Here is a 17,384-nt window from a genome sequence, read left to right on the forward strand (position 1 = left end):
CCGGCCGCCGGCAGGCGCGAGGCTCATTCGATCGCGACGAGGCCCAGCACATCGGCGAGATCGTTCGTCGCGAGGTCGATATCGGCCATGGCATCGCTACCGGCGCAATAGCCGACCACGAACAGACCCGCCGCCCGCGCCGACCGGATGCCGGTCGCGCTGTCTTCCACCGCGATCACCTGATGCGGCGCCAGGGCGAGCCGGCGGCACGCGTCCCGATAGGGCGCGGGATCCGGCTTGCCGGCCGGGACATCATCGAGGCTGATCGATCCGACGAGGCAGTCGCCAATGCCGAGCGCCGCGATATTGGCGTCGACGATCGGACGGCTCGAATTGGACACGCAGATCTGCGTGACGCCGCGCGCCGCGAGTTCGCGTATGGTGGCGACCGCATGGGGCATCGGCGCCATCGCGCCCCGGTCAGCAGCATAACAGGCGTTGATGGCGGCGAGCCATTGCGCCATCCCGAGATCGCCGGGAAGGCGGTGGCGCAGCAGGTCCCAGACATCGCCCATGTGAACGCCGCGAAAGGCCTGGTCCGACAGGTCCGAGAGGTCGACGCCCCATCCCAGCGATGCCGCCAGCAGCGCCCGGTGATGGCGCGGCTCGCTGTCGACGAGCGTTCCGTCGATATCCCAGGCCACCGCCCGGCGCGTCATGCCGGGCTCCCGGCGGAGCTCGCCAGCCTGTCATAGAGATCGCGGTAGCGGCGATAGCCGCGGCGATAGACCTCGGCATGACGCCGATCGGGCTCCAGCCTGTCGGCGTGGCGGACGAATGCGGACAGTCCGGACCAGTCCGTCGTCAGCCCTGCGCCGATCGCCGCCGTCCAGGCCGCGCCGATGCAGGATCCGGGATGGCCGGCGAGGCGTTGGACCGGCCGCTGCAGGACGTCGGCGACGATCTGCATCCAGACCCGGCTGTGCGAACCGCCGTCGGAAGCCAGGAAGGTCTCGGTGCGATGGCCCATGTCCTGCAGCACTTCGACATGATGGGCGATGGCATAGGCATAGGCCTCGAGCAACGCCCGCCAGAGGTGCCCGAGATCGTGGCTGAGCGTCAGGCCCTCGATGACGCCACGCGCCGCGGGGTCGTGAATGGGCGTCTTCTCCCCCAGGAGATAGGGCAGGATGATGATGCCGTCGGCCCCGGCCGGGCGCGCGTCTGCCAGCCGGTCGAGATGCTGATGAAGGGACAGCCCCTGCGCCGCGGCCGGGCCTGCCTCGCCGGCCGCGAAGGCACCGACGAACCAGTTGAGTGCCGAACCGCCGGTCGACATGCAGCCGTTCGGCATGAACAGGCCCGGCACCAGGTGATAATCGAGATAGAGCCGCGGATCCGGCCGCGCCTGGTCGGTGGCGACGAGAATATCGACCGAGCCGCCGAATTTCAGCAGGACGTCGCCCGGCGCGGTGATGCCGGCGGCGAGCGCCGAGGCGATCATGTCGGCAGCGCCGCCGACGACGGGGGTACCGGCCGTGAGGCCGGTCTCGGCCGCGGCCGACACGGAAATCGCGCCGATGACGTCATGGGACAAGGCTTTCGGCGGCACCGCCGCGCGGGGGATATGGGCAAGCGCGACCAGTTGGTCGTCGATCTCGTGCGTGGCGAGATCGATAAAGCCTGCCTCCAGCGCCCAGTTCTGCTCGACGCGCCGTTCGCCGGTCAGGCGCCAGTTGATATAGTCGTAGGAGCCGAAGACGGTGGCGATCCGCCTGAAGATCTCCGGCTCGTGACGTTCGATCCAGCGCAGCTTGGCGGTGACGAGCTGCTGGTTGATGCCATTGCCGGCCTTGGCGATGAAGGCGGCCTCGCCGAACTCCCGGCGGAGCTCGGCCACCTCGGCGCCGCAGCGGCCGTCGCTCTGCTGGATGCTCGGCCGCAGCAATTCGCCCCGCTCGTCGAGGAGCACGACGGCCGGCAGCATGCCGGTCGTGCCGACCGCCGCGATATCGGCCGCGGCGACGCCGCCGGCGGCCAGGAGTTCAGCGACGATGTCGCGGACATTGCCCCACCATTGCCGGGGATCCTCCTCGGCCCAGCCGGCATGGTCCGAGCGCAGGGCGACCGGCCGGGAGGCGATGGCCAGCACCGTGTCGGGCAGCCTGACCAGGATGCCGATGGTCGAGGTGGTGCCGATGTCGAGGCCCAGAACGCATGCCATGTCGCTTGCCGCCGAATTCGCCCTTGTCCGTCCGTCGCCTCGATCGGCCACGCGCTAGCGCAGGGCCGAGACGACATCCATGAAACGCTTGACCCGGTCGCCGTCGACCGCGTTCCAGGTGATCCCGTCGACCTTGAAATGGGTGCCGATGACGACGCCGCTGGCCATCGAGAAGATGTCCTTGATATTGTCGATGTTGACGCCGGTATTGGCGAAGATCGGCACATTGCCGACCGCCTCGCAGACGCTGCGCAGATGCGACTGGTCCGCCGGCTGGCCGGTGATCGGGCCGGATACCAGAATGGCGTCGGCCATCGACGAGAAGACCGCGCTCTTGGCCCGGAGCTCGATCGGCCTCTGGTCGAGCGAATGGGCGAACTCGGCATTGATGTTGAACAGCAGTTTCATGTCGTCGCGGCGCAGATTGTGGCGCAGGCGCGAGGCGGCCGCGCAATCGGGCTGCCACAGCCCCATGTCCGAGGCAAAGAGACCGGTGAAGATCTCGCGTACGAAGCTCGCGCCGGTGACCGCGCCGATGCCGACGCTGGCGATCGGATCCCAGAGGTAATTGACGCCGAACGGCACCTTCAGGGCAGGCTTGACCGCCTGGACGATCGCCGTCATCGCCGCCACCCCTTCGACGGATGCCTTGAACACGTAGGGGCGGTCGTTCTCGTTGCCGAACATGATGGCGTCGACACCGCCGGCCTGGAGCGCGGCCACGTCGGCCAGGACACCGTCGATCAGCTTGTTCATGCCGCCGTCGGCATCATAGAGCGGCGTCCCCGGCAGGGCCCCGATATGGGCCATGGAGATGACGACCTTCTTCTTGCTGCCGAAACACTCGAAAACCATGGAATTCTCTCCTGCAATGCGAAACCGGTCCACCTGGCGTCATGCGCCGGCCGGTGGCCTGGCGATGCGTAACTCGACACGAGACGCGGCCAGCACGGCCGCCAGCCGCTCGGGAGGCTCGGCGTCGGTGACGAGGACGTTGATGTCCGACAGCGCAGCCAGGTGAACCAGCGACATGCGCTGGAACTTGGCGCTGTCGCAGACCGCGACCTTGAGCCCGGACCGGCGCAGGTAGACCCGCTTCATGTCCGCGTCCTCGAACGAATAGTCGAACAGGCCCTCGGCGGTGATGCCGGAGACGCCGATCACGGCGACGTCGAACCAGAGGGCCTCGAACTGGGCAACCGCCGAAGGGCCGAAAGTCGACATCTCGTCGGCGCGGACGCGGCCGCCGGCGACATAGACGTCGGGTGCGGCGCCATCCAGCGCGGCGGCGATCCGCAGGCTGTTGGTGAAGACCTTGGCATGCGGCAGGGCCTTCAGATGGCTCGCCATCAGAAAGGTCGTCGTGCCGACATCGAGCGCGATGGTGCGATAGCGCCCGACAATCTCGGCGGCGGCGGCGGCAATCGCCTCCTTGGCGTCGCGGCGCTGACGCAGCCGCGCGTCGAAGCTCGGCTCTTCGCTGTCCATCGAAACCGGAGGCAGGCTCTCCGCCGGAACGGCTCCGCCGTGGATGCGCCGCAGGCGCCCCTCGCCTTCCAGCTCCAGCAGATCGCGGCGGATCGTCATGTCGGAGACGGCGAGCTCGGCCGCCAGCGCACTGACCGTCACGGACCCCGCGGCGGCCAGCAGCGCGAGAATACGCGTGTGCCGCCCCCGGCTGAGGAGCCGCGCGCGATCGCGCTCCCGGGTCGGCTGTGGCTCGCCGCGGCCGGCGGGATTGTCCTGATCGTGCATTCCGAATCCATGGCGACGCACTGGGCGAGAGGATCTCATAGCCCGATATCGCACATTTTCAAACATTATTTTTGTTCTTGATGTCGAATAATGTTTGCTATCTAGTGCTGCCACGTCTTGGGAGCCCCTTCATGTCGAATGCCGCCGTCCGCCCGGTCCTTGCCGAATTGGCAGGCAAACGCGCAGTCGTCACAGGCGGGGCGGCCGGCATCGGGCGGGCCATCGCGACCGCACTTGCGCACCAGGGCGTTCACGTGGCGATCGCCGACCTCGACCTCGAAGCCGCGCGCAGGACCGCCGCCGAGATCGGCCGCGAGACGATCGCCCTGTCCGTCGACGTTCGGCAACGGCCCTCCGTCGAGCAGGCCTGGTCGAGCGCCATCGAGGCCCTTGGCGGCTGCGACATCCTCGTCGCCAATGCCGGGGTATCGACCATGCAGCACGCGCTCGACCTCACCGATGAGGACTGGGACTTCAGCTTCGCGGTGAACGCACGCGGCGTTTTCCTGACGAATCAAGTCGCGGCACGCCATTTCGTCACGCAAGGCAGCGGCTGCATCGTCAACACGGCCTCGCTCGCCGCCAAGGTCGGCGCGCCGCTTCTGGCGCATTACTCAGCCTCGAAATTCGCGGTGCTCGGCTGGACCCAGGCGCTGGCCCGGGAGCTCGCGCCACGCGGCATCCGGGTCAATGCGGTGTGCCCGGGCTTCGTGAAGACCGGCATGCAATCGCGCGAAATCGCCTGGGAGGCCGCTTTGCGGCAGGTGACACCCGAGCAGGTGGTTGCCGACTACATCACGCAGACACCGCTTGGGCGCCTGGAGGAGCCGGAGGACGTCGCCGATGTCGTCGTCTTCCTTTGCTCGCACCAGGCGCGGTTCATGACCGGCCAGGGCATCAACGTCACCGGTGGCGTCTATATGACCTAGCGCCGCGGCGGCCTGTCGCAGTCGCGCAGGTCGCCCGGAGATCGAACATATTCGATCACGACCTGCGACCTCACTGTGAGCCCCTTTTTCATGTGCGGGGCAGTGCGGAAGGCCCGGCCGGATCGACGTCAAGACGATGCGACAAGAGGGGAGAAATCGACGATGGAACTCAAGACTCGGCATTCAGATCGGCTCGGCCGGCTCCGCACCCTGGTGAGCCGCCGGGCCGTCATCGCCACCGCCCTCTTCGGCGCGGCCCTGGTTCCCGGCGGCATGCTCGCCGCCTTCGCACAGCCGCCGATCGCGCCGCCGGCGGAACTCGCCGCCAAGGGCAGCATCAGCTATTGCGCCACCATCGACAATCCACCGCGCGCCTTTCACGACGCCCAGCAGCGCCCCACCGGCTTCGAGGTCGAACTCGGCACGGAGATCGCCAAGCGCATGGGGCTGAGGGTCAACTGGGTCCAGCTCAAATTCGTCGGCCTCGTCCCCGCCCTGCAGGCCCGGCAGTGCGACGCCCTGATGCAGGAACTGTTCATCCGGCCGGAACGGCTCGAGATCATCGACATGATCCCGTTCTCGCGCACCGGCCAGCGGATCGTCACGACCAAGGGCAGCACGCTGCGCGCGAGCTCGCTCGATGACCTCTCGGGCAAAAAGATGGCGGTTCCCAACGGCACGACCATCCACAACCTCGCCATCGAGGCCAATGCCCGGCTGAAGGCGGCGGGTCGCCCCGAAATCAATCTGGTGGTGCTGCCGACGACGACCGACACGTTCCAGCAACTCGCGGCGGGCCAGATCGAGGTTCTCGGCACGACGACGACGGCCGCCTCCTATTATATCGGACTGCGGCCGAACGATTTCCGCCCCGAGGGTGATCCCTTCGGGCTCATTCTCACCGGCATCGGCCTGCAGAAGGGCAATACCGCGCTGCACGATGCGATGAAGCGCAGTTTCGACGCCATCGTCGCCGACGGCACCTACAAGACCCTCGTCGAGAAATGGAACATGCAGGGCTCGGAACTCTGAGATGGGGTTCGACTGGTCATTCTTCTGGGACCGGCTGACCAATCCGGGCGAGCTCTATCTGCAGGCTCTCGGCAAGACCGTCGTGATGGCCGTGCTGGCGATGCTGCTCGGCCTCGTCATCGGCATCATCGTGGGCTTCGGCCGGCTGTCGCGCTTCAAGCCGATCAGCTGGGCCTGCGGCTTCTATGTCTGGCTCATCCGCGGCATCCCGGTCCTGGTCCTGCTGGTCTTCTTCTTTTCCGGGCTGGCGGCCGCGGGGTTCTTCCGCTTTGCCGACCTGACGATTGCCGGCCTGACGATTTCAGCTTCATTCCAGGCCGCGGTGATCGGGCTCGGCATTCACGAAGGCGCCTATATGGCGGAGATCGTGCGCAACGGCATCCAGGCCGTGGCGCGCGGCCAGGTCGAGGCCGCCAAGTCGCTCGGCATGGGCGGGCTGCTGGTCACGCGGCGCATTGTCCTGCCGCAGGCCGCCCGCGTCATCGTCCCGCCGCTGGGCAATGACTTCAACCACATCCTGAAGACGACCTCGCTTGCCAGCGTCATCGGTGTCCAGGAGATCTTCCAGCTGACCGAGAGCATGTCGGCAACCACGTTCAAGACGTTCGAGCTGCTGGTCGTCGTATCGATCACCTACCTCCTGCTGACCACCATCTGGAACTTCATCCAGGGCGTCATCGAGACCAAGCTTCGCGCCCACGAGCTGGACGAGCCGGTCGGCAGCTGGCGACAGAGTGTCGTGGTCTATCTGCGAGCCGGGCCGCGACCCGCAACCGAGCGGAGATAGGGATGGCGATGGCAGCAGACACACCGGCAACGGCGCCGATCGCACTGGTCCGCGCGCAGAACGTTCAGAAGTGGTTCGGCAACCACCAGGTGCTGAAGGGCGTCGACCTGTTGGTCGAGCGCGGCAAGGTCACCTCGATCATCGGCCCCTCGGGCTCGGGCAAGAGCACGTTCCTGCGCTGCATCAATCAGCTCGAGACCTACCAGGCGGGGCGGATCTATGTCGGCGACGCGCTAATCGGCTATGAGGAAACCCGTGACGGCAAGCTGGTGCCGCTCAACAACCGCCGGATCGTCGCGCAGCGGCGGCGGATCGGCATGGTGTTCCAGCAGTTCAACCTGTTCTGGCACATGACCGTGCTGGAGAACATCATCGAGGCACCGGTCATGGTGCTCGGCCAGCCGCGCCAGCAGGCGGAGCGCCGGGCGCTGGAACTGCTCGAGCGTGTCGGCCTCGCCGAAAAGGCCCATGTCTTCCCCTCGAAACTGTCCGGCGGCCAGCAGCAGCGCGCCGCCATCGCGCGGGCACTGGCCATGGACCCGGAGCTCATGCTGTTCGACGAGCCGACCAGCGCGCTCGACCCGGAAACCACCGGCGAGGTGCTCAACGTCATCGCCGAGCTGGCGAAGTCGGGAATGACCATGATCATCGTGACGCACGAGATGAGCTTCGCGCGGCAGGTTTCCGATCGGGTGATGCTGATGGAGAACGGTGCGGTCGACTATGAAGGACCGCCCGAGCAGTTCTTCGGCGAGCAGCCGAGCGCGCGCCTCAAGGCCTTCCTGTCGACCATCCACTGAGAGCGCAGGCGCCTGGCGACGACCGGGTCGCCGCCTCTTCCGGCGCCCGCCCCTACCAACTGTGCCGCAGCCCCAGATTGGCCCGGATCGAGCGGTGACGATCGCCGAGTTCGGCGTCGAGCGAGGTGGTCACCCGCGTGCCGCCGGCAAACCGCGCCTCGGCGCCGAACGAAGCGAGCGCGGTATGAACCGAGGGGCGCGCTCCGAAGACCGCGAAGCCGGAATTGGCCAGCGTCTGAAAGGCCGCGTCGATGGAGCGCTGGGTCCCAGCCTGATAGGCATAGGCGAGCCGGCCGAAGGTCAGCAGATCAGCCCCAGGCGCGAGCGGCGTCAGGCTGTCGAGGCGAAGCCCCAGTTCGGTGCGCAAGGTGCCCGATGTCTTGCCCGCATAGCTGAGCGCAAAGGCGCCGGTGGCCGGCGCCGTGAAGCGTTCGGCATAGGCCGAAGCCGAATAACCGATGGCCTCGACCGCCGCGTAGGGTGTCCAGGCGAAGGCGCGCGTGCCGAAGCGACGGCCCGCCTCGAGGCGGCCGCCGAAGGTATGAGCGACCGGCGACGACATATAGGTCTCGCCGGCCCCGCCCAAACCGACCTGGCGCGTCACCTCGAAGCGGTTCCAGCCATAAGCGAGCGCCGCCGACAGATAGCCCTCGCCGAGCCGAGTCGAGCCGTAGAGGCCGGCCTGGAAGAAGTCGCCGCTGGCGGTGCCGCGCCCACCGAAGGAGCTGCCGCCGCCTGAGAGTGCGAAACCGACAAGGGTGTCGGCGGCGATGCGCTTGTCGGCGCCGGCAGCCACACCGAACACCGAAGACGAGGTCCCGGCCGCGCCGAGGCCGGCATCCGAGGCGGTACGCCCGGCCTGGCCGAAGGCCTTGGTCCAGACGCTCCAGCCGGCCTCGACACGGGCGGCCGGCGTCGGTCCGGCCGACAGGTCGGCCATTTCGATCAGCGACGAGCTTGGCGCGGAGGCGGTCGCGCCGCGCGCGCCGGCCATCGGGTCGAGCATCAGGTTGAGGAACAGGCTCGCGCCGTTGAAGGCGCTTTGCTGGGTTCCGGTCGCCACCTCGCCGGAGGCGACCGTCAGGCCGCCCGGCGTGAGCGCCGCGAAGATCATGGGAAGGCTGCCGGTGCCGCGGAAGGAGGCGCCGATCGCGTCGGCGACGTTCTGCTGGTTTCTGGGCAGGCCGGAATAGGCGATGTCGAGGTTCAGATAGGCGTGATTGCTGTCAGAACTGACGGTCGCCTTGAGGCCCGCCGGCAAGTTGGCGACGGCGCTTGGATCGAACCCTCCGCTGATGCCGCCGGTCGCGCCGAGAATGGTATATTGCCGCACGATCGAGACGCCCGGCGCGAAATTCGCCACGACGGTGCCGGCAAGCGCCGCCGTCCCGGTGACATGGGCGAAGCTCACGCCGGCAGCGGCGATGTCGACCCGGTAGGTCGATCCCGCCGCGAAGGTCAGGTTGCCCTGGACCGTCAGCATCCCTCCCCCATTGCCGGGCGCCAGCGTGCCGCCAGCGGCAATTGCGGTATTGCCGACCGTGCCGGTCCCGATCAGCGTGCCGCCCGAAAGCACGTTCAGCGTGCCGCCAAGCTTGCCCAGGACCGAAAGCGTGCCGGCCTCGACCTTGGTCGTGCCATCGAAAACGCTGGAATCGCCGGTCAGGACCGTCCGGCCGGCGCCGATCTGGCGGATAGTGCCGTCGCCCGAGATGACGCCGTCGAACTGGTAGATGTTGGACCGGTTGAAAACGAGGGTGCCATAATTGACCACGTCGCCCGATATCGAGCCGGTCAGGCCGCCACTGCCGATCTGCAGCGTCGAGCAATCGCAGATCTGCGTGCCGCCGGTATAGGTGTTGACGCCGGTCAGCGTGAGGGTCCCCGCCATATCGAGTTCGAGAGCCAGCGGGCTCGCGCCGTCGCGGATCACCCCGGAAAAGGTCGTGCTGGCATTGGACGTGCCGACGAGCCGCAAGGTGGCGGCATCGGGCCCGCCATTGGTGACGGTGCCGGCACCGGCGAGCGAGCCGATCGCCTGGTCGAAACCGCCGAGGTCGAGGATCGCGCCCGACGTGACCACATAGGCGCTCCCCATGCCGAAGGCATAGGCCGCTCCGCCCTGCAAGGTGCCGGCCGAGATCGTCGTCGTGCCGGTATTGGAGAGCTGATGGACGATCAGCGTGCCGTCGCCGATCTTCTCCAGCGGACGCGCCCCGCCGGCCTCCTGCACCTCGCCCACCTGCGTCGCCGTCCCGGTCAGCACCTGAAACTGCGTGGTGTTGCTCTGGATGACGATCGTATTGGCGATACTGACGCCGTCGGCGTAATCGACCACCGAGCCGGTGGTGACCAGCTTTCCGGTGCCGAGCGCCAGGTCGTTCGCGAGGCGCAATGTGCCCTGGGTCAGACGGGTGGTGCCGGAATAGGAGTTGGCTCCGCTCAGGACCAGCGTGCCGACGCCGGACTTGGTCAGGTCGGTGCCACCGGTAATGACGCCTGACAGCGTCAGCGTCCGCCCGTCGGTATCAACAGTGCCGCCGCCTGCGGCGAGCGTGATGGCGTTGCCGATCGTCAGGCCGGCGGCGCCGGCCCTGAGAGTGCCTCCCGAAAACGTCACCGTGCCGGTGCTGAAGGCCGATGCATTGCCCGCGACCGTCACACCGCCGGAGAGTGTCGTACCACCCCCATAGGTATTGGCGCCGTTCAGCACGACCGTGCCGCCGGCGATAGTGATGGCAGCGCCAGGGCCGCTGCCCGCGACGAAGCCCTGGCCTGTCGGCACGCTCGACGCGCTGGCATCACCGATCGTTCCATTGAAGGTCAGCGTGCCCGTGGGATTGAACGTGGTGGTTCCGCTCGCCAGGAACAGGTCGGAGCCTGCCGCCGCGCCATCGCCACCCCCGACACTGCCCCCGGCGCCGCCGGCGGCGGCGCCGCCGCTGAAAGTACCGGAGCCGGTGATGTTCAGAGAGGCACCATCGCGCACGAAGATCGCGCCGCCGAAGCCGGCGCCACCGCCGCCGCCGCCACGAATGCCGCCATTGTAGCCGGCGCCGCTTCCGCCGCCTGTGCCGCCGCTGCCACCGTCTCCAGCAACGCCGCCACCGCCGCCACCGCCACCGAAACCACCAGCACCACCCGTGGTGCCATAGCCGCCGCCGCCACCGCCGGCGCCGAACCCACCGACGCCCGCAGATCCGCTATTGGTACCGCCGCCACCGCCGCCGAAGTCGCCACCGCTGCCGCCGGTGCCGCCCGCGCCGCCGCCGCCGCCGCCACCGCCTTTTCCACCATTCGTGCCGGCGCCGTAGGTCCCGCCCGTGCCGCCCGAGCCCGCGGCAAGACCACCACCGCCGCCGCCGCCGCCACCATCCGTAGTGTAGGACGAGCCGGAGCCTGCGGCGCCACCGCCGGTGCCGCCCCCACCGCCACCACCACCCGTGTTATAGACGCCAGAGGCGACGCTCCCGGCGCCGCCGGCGCCGCCGCCATTCGCGCCGGCAGTTCCGCTGGTTCCAGTGCCGCCGCTGCCGCCGCTGCCGCCGGGCCCTGTGCCGCCGGCGCCGCCAGTGATGGTAAACCCACCGCTCACGCCGCCGCTGCCGCCACCACCGCCGCTGTAACCACCGCCGCCGCCGCCGGCATTCTGTCCCGCGCTGCCGCCGCCGCCGCCCAGACCACCGCCGCCGCCGCCGCCGGGCGTCCCGCCGAAGGCACGGTTGCCGCCGCTGCCGCCGGTCGCCGTGTTATCGCTGAAGCTGACATTGCTGACGGTGGCGGTGCCGCTATTAACGAAGATCGCGCCGCCCGCGCCCAAACCGCCGCCACCGCCGCCGATGCCCGCGCCCCCAGCGCCACCGGTCGCCGCACCGCCCTTCAGCGTGACGTTCTGAATGGTCGCGCTGCTGTCGAGGAAGAAGATGCGGTTGTTGCCCTGCGCATCGATGGTGTGGCCGCCACCGTCAATGGTGATGTTGCTGGACACCGGCGGCAACAAGGTGGTGCCGAGCGCAATGTTGTTTTGAAGGACGATGCGGTCGCCCGGATTGGCATTCGCGATGGCCGAGGACAGTCCCGCCGCATCGGAGACGGAGATGTCGATCGCGAAGGCCGGTGCGGCAAGTCCGATCAGCATGGACGATGCCAGCAGGGCGGCGCGCAACGCCGACGCGCCACGGAACTGTGCGACCGCAAGGACGGCCTGCCGCCGCCCGACCTCGAAATTCATGCCCTGCCCCACGCGGGATCCGGTCGCCGACCATTGGCGGCGGGACTACGGATTCTCGAAATCCTCTTGCGCATCGCGCGCGATCTTGTCTTCTCATTCCGCGCAATCGCTGTTTTTGGCGCGCAGACGGCTGCGGCATTTCCGGGCCGCGTGCCGCAAAAGACACATCGCCCGCCGCCGCCGCCGACCGGCACGGCCGTCGGATGCACCACCGGCAAGGCAGCCGCCCTCTCCACGCTCGTTGCGAACCGAGCCCCGGCGTGATGGTCTTTCGACCATCATCGATGATCGCCTTTCAATCGTGGGCGAGAAACCGGGCGACCGCACGGCCAGCGCCGAGACCGGCCGCTCAACACGGGAGAAACCGCCATGGATTATCGGCGTCTCGGCCATTCCGGCCTGCGCGTACCGGCCCTCAGCTTCGGCACCGGCACGTTCGGCGGCGGCAACGACTTCTTCAAGGCCTGGGGCTCGACCGACGCGGCCGGCGCCGCGCGGCTGATCGACATTTGCCTCGACCATGGCGTGTCGATGTTCGACAGCGCCGACGTCTATTCGGGCGGTCTCGCCGAACAGATCCTCGGCGAAGCCATCAAGGGCAAGCGCCAGCGGCTCTTGATCTCGACCAAGGCGACCTTCCCGACGGGCGACGGCCCCAATGATTTCGGCTCGTCGCGCCAGCACCTGACGGAAGCTCTGGACAAGGCCTTGCAGCGGCTCGGCACCGACCATATCGACCTCCTGCAACTGCACGGCCAGGACTACAACACGCCGGTGGAGGAGACGCTGGCGACGCTCGACCAGTTCGTCCGGGCCGGCAAGGTCCGCTATGTCGGCTGCTCCAATTTCTCCGGCTGGCACCTGATGAAGTCCCTGGCCACGGCCGATCGCTACGGCTATCCGCGCTATGCCGCCCACCAGGCCTATTATTCGCTGCTGAACCGCGACTACGAATGGGAGCTGATGCCGCTCGGCCGCGACCAGGGCGTCGGCGCGGTGGTCTGGAGCCCGCTCGGCTGGGGCAAGCTCACCGGTAAGATCCGGCGCGGCCAGCCGGCCGTGCCCGGCACCCGCGCCCACGACATCGCCGGCACCGGCCCGCGCTTCGAGGAGGAGCGGCTGTTCAGGATCGTCGATGCGCTCGACGTGGTCGCCAAGGATTGCGGCAAGACCATTGCCCAGGTGGCGCTCAACTGGCTCCTGCGCAAGCCGACCATTTCCAGCGTCATCATCGGCGCGCGCAACGAGGAACAGCTCGTGCAGAATATCGGCGCCATCGGCTGGAGCCTGGCGCCGGAACAGGAGGCGAGCCTGGACGAGGCGAGCGTCGTGTCGCCGGCCTATCCGGTCTGGCACCAGCGCGGCTTCGCCATGCTGAACGAGCGCCGCTGATCGTCGGGGCGCCCCGGCTCAGGGGCGCCCGACGCCAAGCACGTCGGGATTGACCACATTGATCGGCTTGCCCGCGCCATAGGCGACGATCTGGTCGAAGATGTCGGCGAACTGGATCTCGTATTCCTCGCGGGCGACGTAGCCGATATGCGGCGTCGCGACGACATTGGCCATGCCGAGCAAGGGATGGTCGACGTCGCGCACCGGCTCCTGCTCGAAGACATCGACCGCCGCCAGGCCGGGCCGTCCCGCGCGCAAGGCCTCGACCAGGGCGCCGGGCGCGATCAGCGGCGCGCGGCTGGTATTGACGATCAGCGCCGTCGGCTTCATCGCGGCGAGGTCGCCGGCGGTGACGATGCCGCGCGTCGCCTCGACCAGGCGCATATGCAGCGAGATGACGTCGCTCTCGGCGAAAAAGGCCGCCTTGCTCGCCGCCACGGCATGGCCGTCGGCCTCGGCGCGGGCGAGCGAACCCTCGCGCGCCCAGACCAGCACCTTCATGCCGAAAGCCCTGCCATAGCCGGCGACCACCGCGCCGATCCGGCCATAACCGAAAATGCCCAGCGTCTTGCCGCGCAGGCCGCTGCCGACGCCGCTTTGCCAATGGCCGGCTTTCAGCGAGGCGACCTGCTGCGGGATCTGGCGCATCGCCGCGAGGATCAGGCCCCAGGTCAGCTCGGCGGTCGCATAGGACGGCGAGCCGGCATGCAGGTTCGACGACACGATGATGCCGAGCCGGGTGCAGGCGCCGATGTCGATATGGGGATAGACGCTGCGCTGGCTGATCAGCCGGAGCTTGCCGAGCCGCTCGAGCAAAGGCGCCTGGATCTGGGTCCGCTCGCGGATCAGCACGAGCGCCTCGGTCTCCTTCAGCCGCTCGGCCAGCCGGTCGGTGTCCTGGACATGGTCGTTCCAGATCTCGACCTCATGGCCCGCGAGCTTGTCGAAACAGGCCAGCGTACGCAGCGTGTCGTGATAGTCGTCGAGGATCGAGATCTTCATGTCGGCCGCACTGTCCCTGATGGCTCTGCCATGGATGCCTTCACGCCGCGAGATTGCCGCGACCGGGCAAGCAGCGCGAGCCCCGATTGCGTGATCGCCACCAGCGCGCAGCCATCGGCCTGCCGCCGTGTGATCAGGCCGCGATCGATCGCGTCCTCCCACACCGGCAAACGCGGGCATGAGGTGCGCCAGGCCTCCATCACCTCGGCATAGCTGCGCTCATCTGCCGCCACCCATTCCAGCAGATCGAGGATCAGGGCTTCGATCGTATCGGTCATCGGCCAGCCTCCCGCCGTGTCGCGCGGCCCCTGGCCCAGCGCGGCCGTGAAAATACGCCGTTTCGCAACGTCGATCCAATATATCGAAATAGCCCTATTCATATTCAGAACATATGGCTATCGCCGTCGGCGCACGTCCCATCGACGCGCTCGCAGGCGCTTTTTCACCTTGTCCAAAAACGCAGGGCATGGCCCGGGTCCCAGCAATTCCGGACCCCCTAGCTATTTGCCACGACGGGTACCAGACTGCATGTCCTGCGGCCGGATCGGGTGGACAATGACCGTCATTCATGCCGGAGCTTCCAAACCCGCCGCGGCTCTGCCGCTCGCCGCCACGCTCGGCGCGCTCGGGGTCGTCTATGGCGATATCGGCACCAGCCCGCTCTATGCGCTGAAGGAGGCCGCGAAAGCCGCGACCCGCGGCGGCGCGCTGACCCAGGACGCCGTGCTCGGCATCGTCTCGCTGATCCTCTGGGCGCTGATCCTGATCATCTCGATGAAATACGCGCTGCTGATCCTGCGGGCTGACAATCGCGGCGAAGGCGGCATCGTCGCCATGCTGGCGCTCTTGTCCGCCCGCAATGCCCAGCCCGGAACCTGGCGCGCGCACCTGCTGGTCGTCGGCCTGATCGGCGCGGCGCTGCTCTATGGCGACGGTGCGATCACACCGGCGATTTCCGTGCTCAGCGCGCTCGAAGGCCTGAAGGTCGACGCGCCGGCGCTGACCCCCGTGGTCGTGCCGATCACCGTGATCATCCTGATCGGGCTGTTCGCCATCCAGAAAAAGGGCGCCGGCTTCATCGGCCGGATCTTCGGACCGGTGATGCTCGGCTGGTTCGTCGTTCTCGCCCTGCTCGGCATCCACGGCATCGTCCAGGCTCCCGGCGTGCTCGCGGCTCTCAGCCCGCATCACGCCGTCAACTTCCTGATCCACCAGAACTTCCATGTCAGCTTCGCCATTCTCGGCGCGGCTTTCCTGGCGGTCACCGGTGGCGAGGCCATGTATGCCGACATGGGCCATTTCGGCCGCTTTCCGATCCGGCTCGCCTGGTTCGGCGTCGCCCTGCCGGCGCTGGTGCTGAACTATTTCGGCCAGGCCGCACTGCTGATCACCGATGCGAGCGCGATCGACAACCCGTTCTACCAGCTCGCCCCCGACTGGGCGCATTACCCGCTGATCGCGCTGGCGACAGTTGCGACCGTCATCGCGTCGCAGGCGATCATCTCGGGCGTGTTTTCGCTGACCCAGCAGGCGATCCAGCTCGGTTTCCTGCCGCGCATGCACATCGCCCACACCGCCAGCCACGAGATCGGCCAGATCTATGTGCCGCTGGTCAACTGGCTGCTGGCGGCGGCCACCCTCGGCGCGGTCATCGGCTTCGGCACCTCGGACGCGCTGGCCGGCGCCTATGGCATCGCGGTATCGCTGCTGATGGCGATCACCACGCTGCTGGCCGCGCTGGTCGCGCTGCACTGGGGTTATCCGCCGGTCATCGTCATCGCGGTCAACGGCTTCTTCTTCGTCATCGACTGCATCTTCTTCGCGGCCAATTCGACCAAACTGTTCGAGGGCGGCTGGTTTCCGCTGCTGCTCGCCGGCGCGGTCGCCTTCCTGATGCTGACCTGGCGCAGCGGCGTCAGGCTGGTGGAAGCGGCCCGGCGCAAGTTGCGCCAGCCCGAGGAGGAGTTGGTCGAGACGGCGGTCAACACATGCCATGCCAGGCTGGAGGGCACCGCGGTGTTCCTGGCCTCGGCGCCCAATGGCGTGCCGCTCGCATTGACCCAGTTCGTCAAGCACAACCATGTACTGCATCAACGGGTCCTGCTGGTGACCGTGCTCATCGAGGAGGCGCCGCGCATCGCCGAGGAAAACCGCGCCGAGGTGATCGAACTCCATGAAGGCATCACCCGGGTGATCCTGCGCTTCGGCTTCATGCAATATCCGACCATCGCCGGCGGCCTGCAGCTTGCCTGCGACCAGGGCAAACTGCCCGGCATCGATCTCGCCGCGATCACCTATTACATCGGCCGCGAAACGATCATCCCGAGCACCGAGGTCGAGGGCATGGCGGTCTGGCGGGAGACCGTCTTTGCCTTCCTGCAGCGCAATGCCGAACGCTCGGCCGCCTTTTTCGGAGTGCCGGCCAAGCAGGTCGTGGAATACGGCACCGAGATCGAGATCTAGCTGGCGGGGCCATGACGGTCGTTCATCCGCGGCGGTGCGGAGGATGGCCGCGTGAGGCTGTCCTGTCGGTGCCGCAGCGCGACGCGGCACGCGATCGCCGCCAATCCAACCGGTCTTATCGGCTGATCCCTTCCCGTCCGGTGGTATCTCGTGCCAGCTTGCCAATTCCGGATCAATGGATTGCGCGCATGGTGCTTCGCCTGGTGACCGACGAACTGACCCGAGCCCAGAAGTTGCGGGTCGCCTATTCCGCCTGGGCGCGGGCGGATGTCGACATGCTCACCACGATGTTCGCCGACGACGGTGAGTTCACCGTGGTCGGCAATCCGGTGCTCAATCCTCACGCGGGACTTCGCCTGGGCATTCCGGGCCTTCGGGGGGTGCTCGCCCAGTTTCACCGCGATTTCAGGGTCCGCGAATTCGTCATCGAGAAAGTGCTCGTCGACGGCGACGACGCCGCCGTGCATTGGCACAGCTCGCTGAAGTGGATCCGGAGCGGCCGCGTCATCGACAGCGAACGCTGCGATCTCATCCAGTTTCGCGGCGGCCTCATCCAGAAGATCCTCTGCTTCTTCGATTCCGCGACGATGGCCGTCATGACCGGCCGGGCTCAGTCGACCGGCGCCGACGCCCCCGACGGTCGCGGACCGGCCGTCGTGCCCGAGCAGGCGCCGCCGAGCGCTTAAGCGCACGCCGACGAGGCCGGGCCCGCACCGGCTCCCGCCATCGCGGAGGACGTCGCGAAAACGTCGCCAAGGTCGCGCGATCCGGATCGCGCGAAGACGCGTCCAGGGTGCTCCGGGATCGCGCGCCTGCCCGCCGGCCATCC

At 67.9% G+C, this 17,384-nt stretch carries 14 protein-coding genes; 7 read left to right on the top strand and 7 right to left on the bottom strand.

The genetic code is table 11. The features are described from left to right. Window positions 1–23 precede the first annotated feature (23 nt). From AC07WJ_RS20205 to AC07WJ_RS20220, 4 genes are read right to left on the bottom strand one after another with little or no spacing between them, the layout of a single operon-like run. Entirely contained in the window at window positions 24–659 is a 636-nt protein-coding gene (locus AC07WJ_RS20205) for an HAD family hydrolase (RefSeq protein ID WP_494936433.1), read from the bottom strand. Next, window positions 656–2,164, bottom strand: coding sequence for an FGGY-family carbohydrate kinase (locus AC07WJ_RS20210; protein ID WP_494936434.1), 1,509 nt, complete (start codon window positions 2,162–2,164; stop codon window positions 656–658). The genes AC07WJ_RS20205 and AC07WJ_RS20210 overlap by 4 nt, the downstream gene beginning before the upstream one ends. A gap of 54 nt (window positions 2,165–2,218) precedes the next feature. After that, window positions 2,219–3,019: a BtpA/SgcQ family protein gene (locus tag AC07WJ_RS20215; protein ID WP_494936435.1), complete on the bottom strand. Its 801-nt coding sequence runs from the start codon at window positions 3,017–3,019 to the stop codon at window positions 2,219–2,221. A gap of 39 nt (window positions 3,020–3,058) precedes the next feature. After that, on the bottom strand, window positions 3,059–3,919 hold the full coding sequence (locus AC07WJ_RS20220) for a DeoR/GlpR family DNA-binding transcription regulator (RefSeq protein WP_494936436.1): 861 nt from the start codon (window positions 3,917–3,919) through the stop codon (window positions 3,059–3,061). A gap of 131 nt (window positions 3,920–4,050) precedes the next feature. Between AC07WJ_RS20220 and AC07WJ_RS20225 the strand changes: the two genes are divergently transcribed. From AC07WJ_RS20225 to AC07WJ_RS20240, 4 genes are all read left to right on the top strand, one after another. Continuing rightward, on the top strand, window positions 4,051–4,848 hold the full coding sequence (locus AC07WJ_RS20225; RefSeq protein ID WP_494936437.1) for an SDR family NAD(P)-dependent oxidoreductase: 798 nt from the start codon (window positions 4,051–4,053) through the stop codon (window positions 4,846–4,848). 162 nt (window positions 4,849–5,010) lie between these two features. Beyond that, on the top strand, window positions 5,011–5,880 hold the full coding sequence (locus AC07WJ_RS20230) for an ABC transporter substrate-binding protein (RefSeq protein ID WP_494936438.1): 870 nt from the start codon (window positions 5,011–5,013) through the stop codon (window positions 5,878–5,880). Between the two features lies 1 nt (window position 5,881). After that, on the top strand, window positions 5,882–6,667 hold the full coding sequence (locus AC07WJ_RS20235) for an amino acid ABC transporter permease (protein ID WP_494936439.1): 786 nt from the start codon (window positions 5,882–5,884) through the stop codon (window positions 6,665–6,667). Between the two features lie 2 nt (window positions 6,668–6,669). Further along, window positions 6,670–7,467: an amino acid ABC transporter ATP-binding protein gene (locus tag AC07WJ_RS20240; protein ID WP_494936440.1), complete on the top strand. Its 798-nt coding sequence runs from the start codon at window positions 6,670–6,672 to the stop codon at window positions 7,465–7,467. A 52-nt stretch (window positions 7,468–7,519) separates the two neighbouring features. Here the strand turns inward: AC07WJ_RS20240 and AC07WJ_RS20245 are convergent, their stop codons facing one another. Beyond that, window positions 7,520–11,698 carry an autotransporter domain-containing protein gene (locus AC07WJ_RS20245; protein ID WP_494936441.1) on the bottom strand — a complete coding sequence of 1,393 codons (4,179 nt, stop codon included), beginning with the start codon at window positions 11,696–11,698 and terminating at the stop codon, window positions 7,520–7,522. A 369-nt stretch (window positions 11,699–12,067) separates the two neighbouring features. Here AC07WJ_RS20245 and AC07WJ_RS20250 point away from each other — a divergent pair, with 369 nt between their 5' ends. After that, window positions 12,068–13,090, top strand: coding sequence for an aldo/keto reductase (locus tag AC07WJ_RS20250; RefSeq protein WP_494936442.1), 1,023 nt, complete (start codon window positions 12,068–12,070; stop codon window positions 13,088–13,090). Between the two features lie 18 nt (window positions 13,091–13,108). On the opposite strand, the gene AC07WJ_RS20255 is transcribed toward AC07WJ_RS20250, so the two are convergent. Together AC07WJ_RS20255 and AC07WJ_RS20260 are read right to left on the bottom strand one after the other, a co-directional pair. Then, on the bottom strand, window positions 13,109–14,092 hold the full coding sequence (locus AC07WJ_RS20255) for a D-2-hydroxyacid dehydrogenase family protein (protein WP_494936443.1): 984 nt from the start codon (window positions 14,090–14,092) through the stop codon (window positions 13,109–13,111). Further along, window positions 14,089–14,370: a hypothetical protein gene (locus AC07WJ_RS20260; protein WP_494936444.1), complete on the bottom strand. Its 282-nt coding sequence runs from the start codon at window positions 14,368–14,370 to the stop codon at window positions 14,089–14,091. Before AC07WJ_RS20260 ends, AC07WJ_RS20255 begins: the two co-directional genes overlap by 4 nt. Window positions 14,371–14,647: 277 nt before the next feature. Between AC07WJ_RS20260 and AC07WJ_RS20265 the strand changes: the two genes are divergently transcribed. After that, complete coding sequence (locus AC07WJ_RS20265; RefSeq protein WP_494936445.1) at window positions 14,648–16,555, top strand: potassium transporter Kup; 1,908 nt, start codon at window positions 14,648–14,650, stop codon at window positions 16,553–16,555. Between the two features lie 11 nt (window positions 16,556–16,566). Further along, window positions 16,567–17,241 carry a nuclear transport factor 2 family protein gene (locus tag AC07WJ_RS20270; protein ID WP_494936446.1) on the top strand — a complete coding sequence of 225 codons (675 nt, stop codon included), beginning with the start codon at window positions 16,567–16,569 and terminating at the stop codon, window positions 17,239–17,241. Window positions 17,242–17,384 lie beyond the last annotated feature (143 nt).

The sequence above is a fragment of the Phreatobacter sp. GW821-FHT04C01 genome (assembly GCF_059420385.1).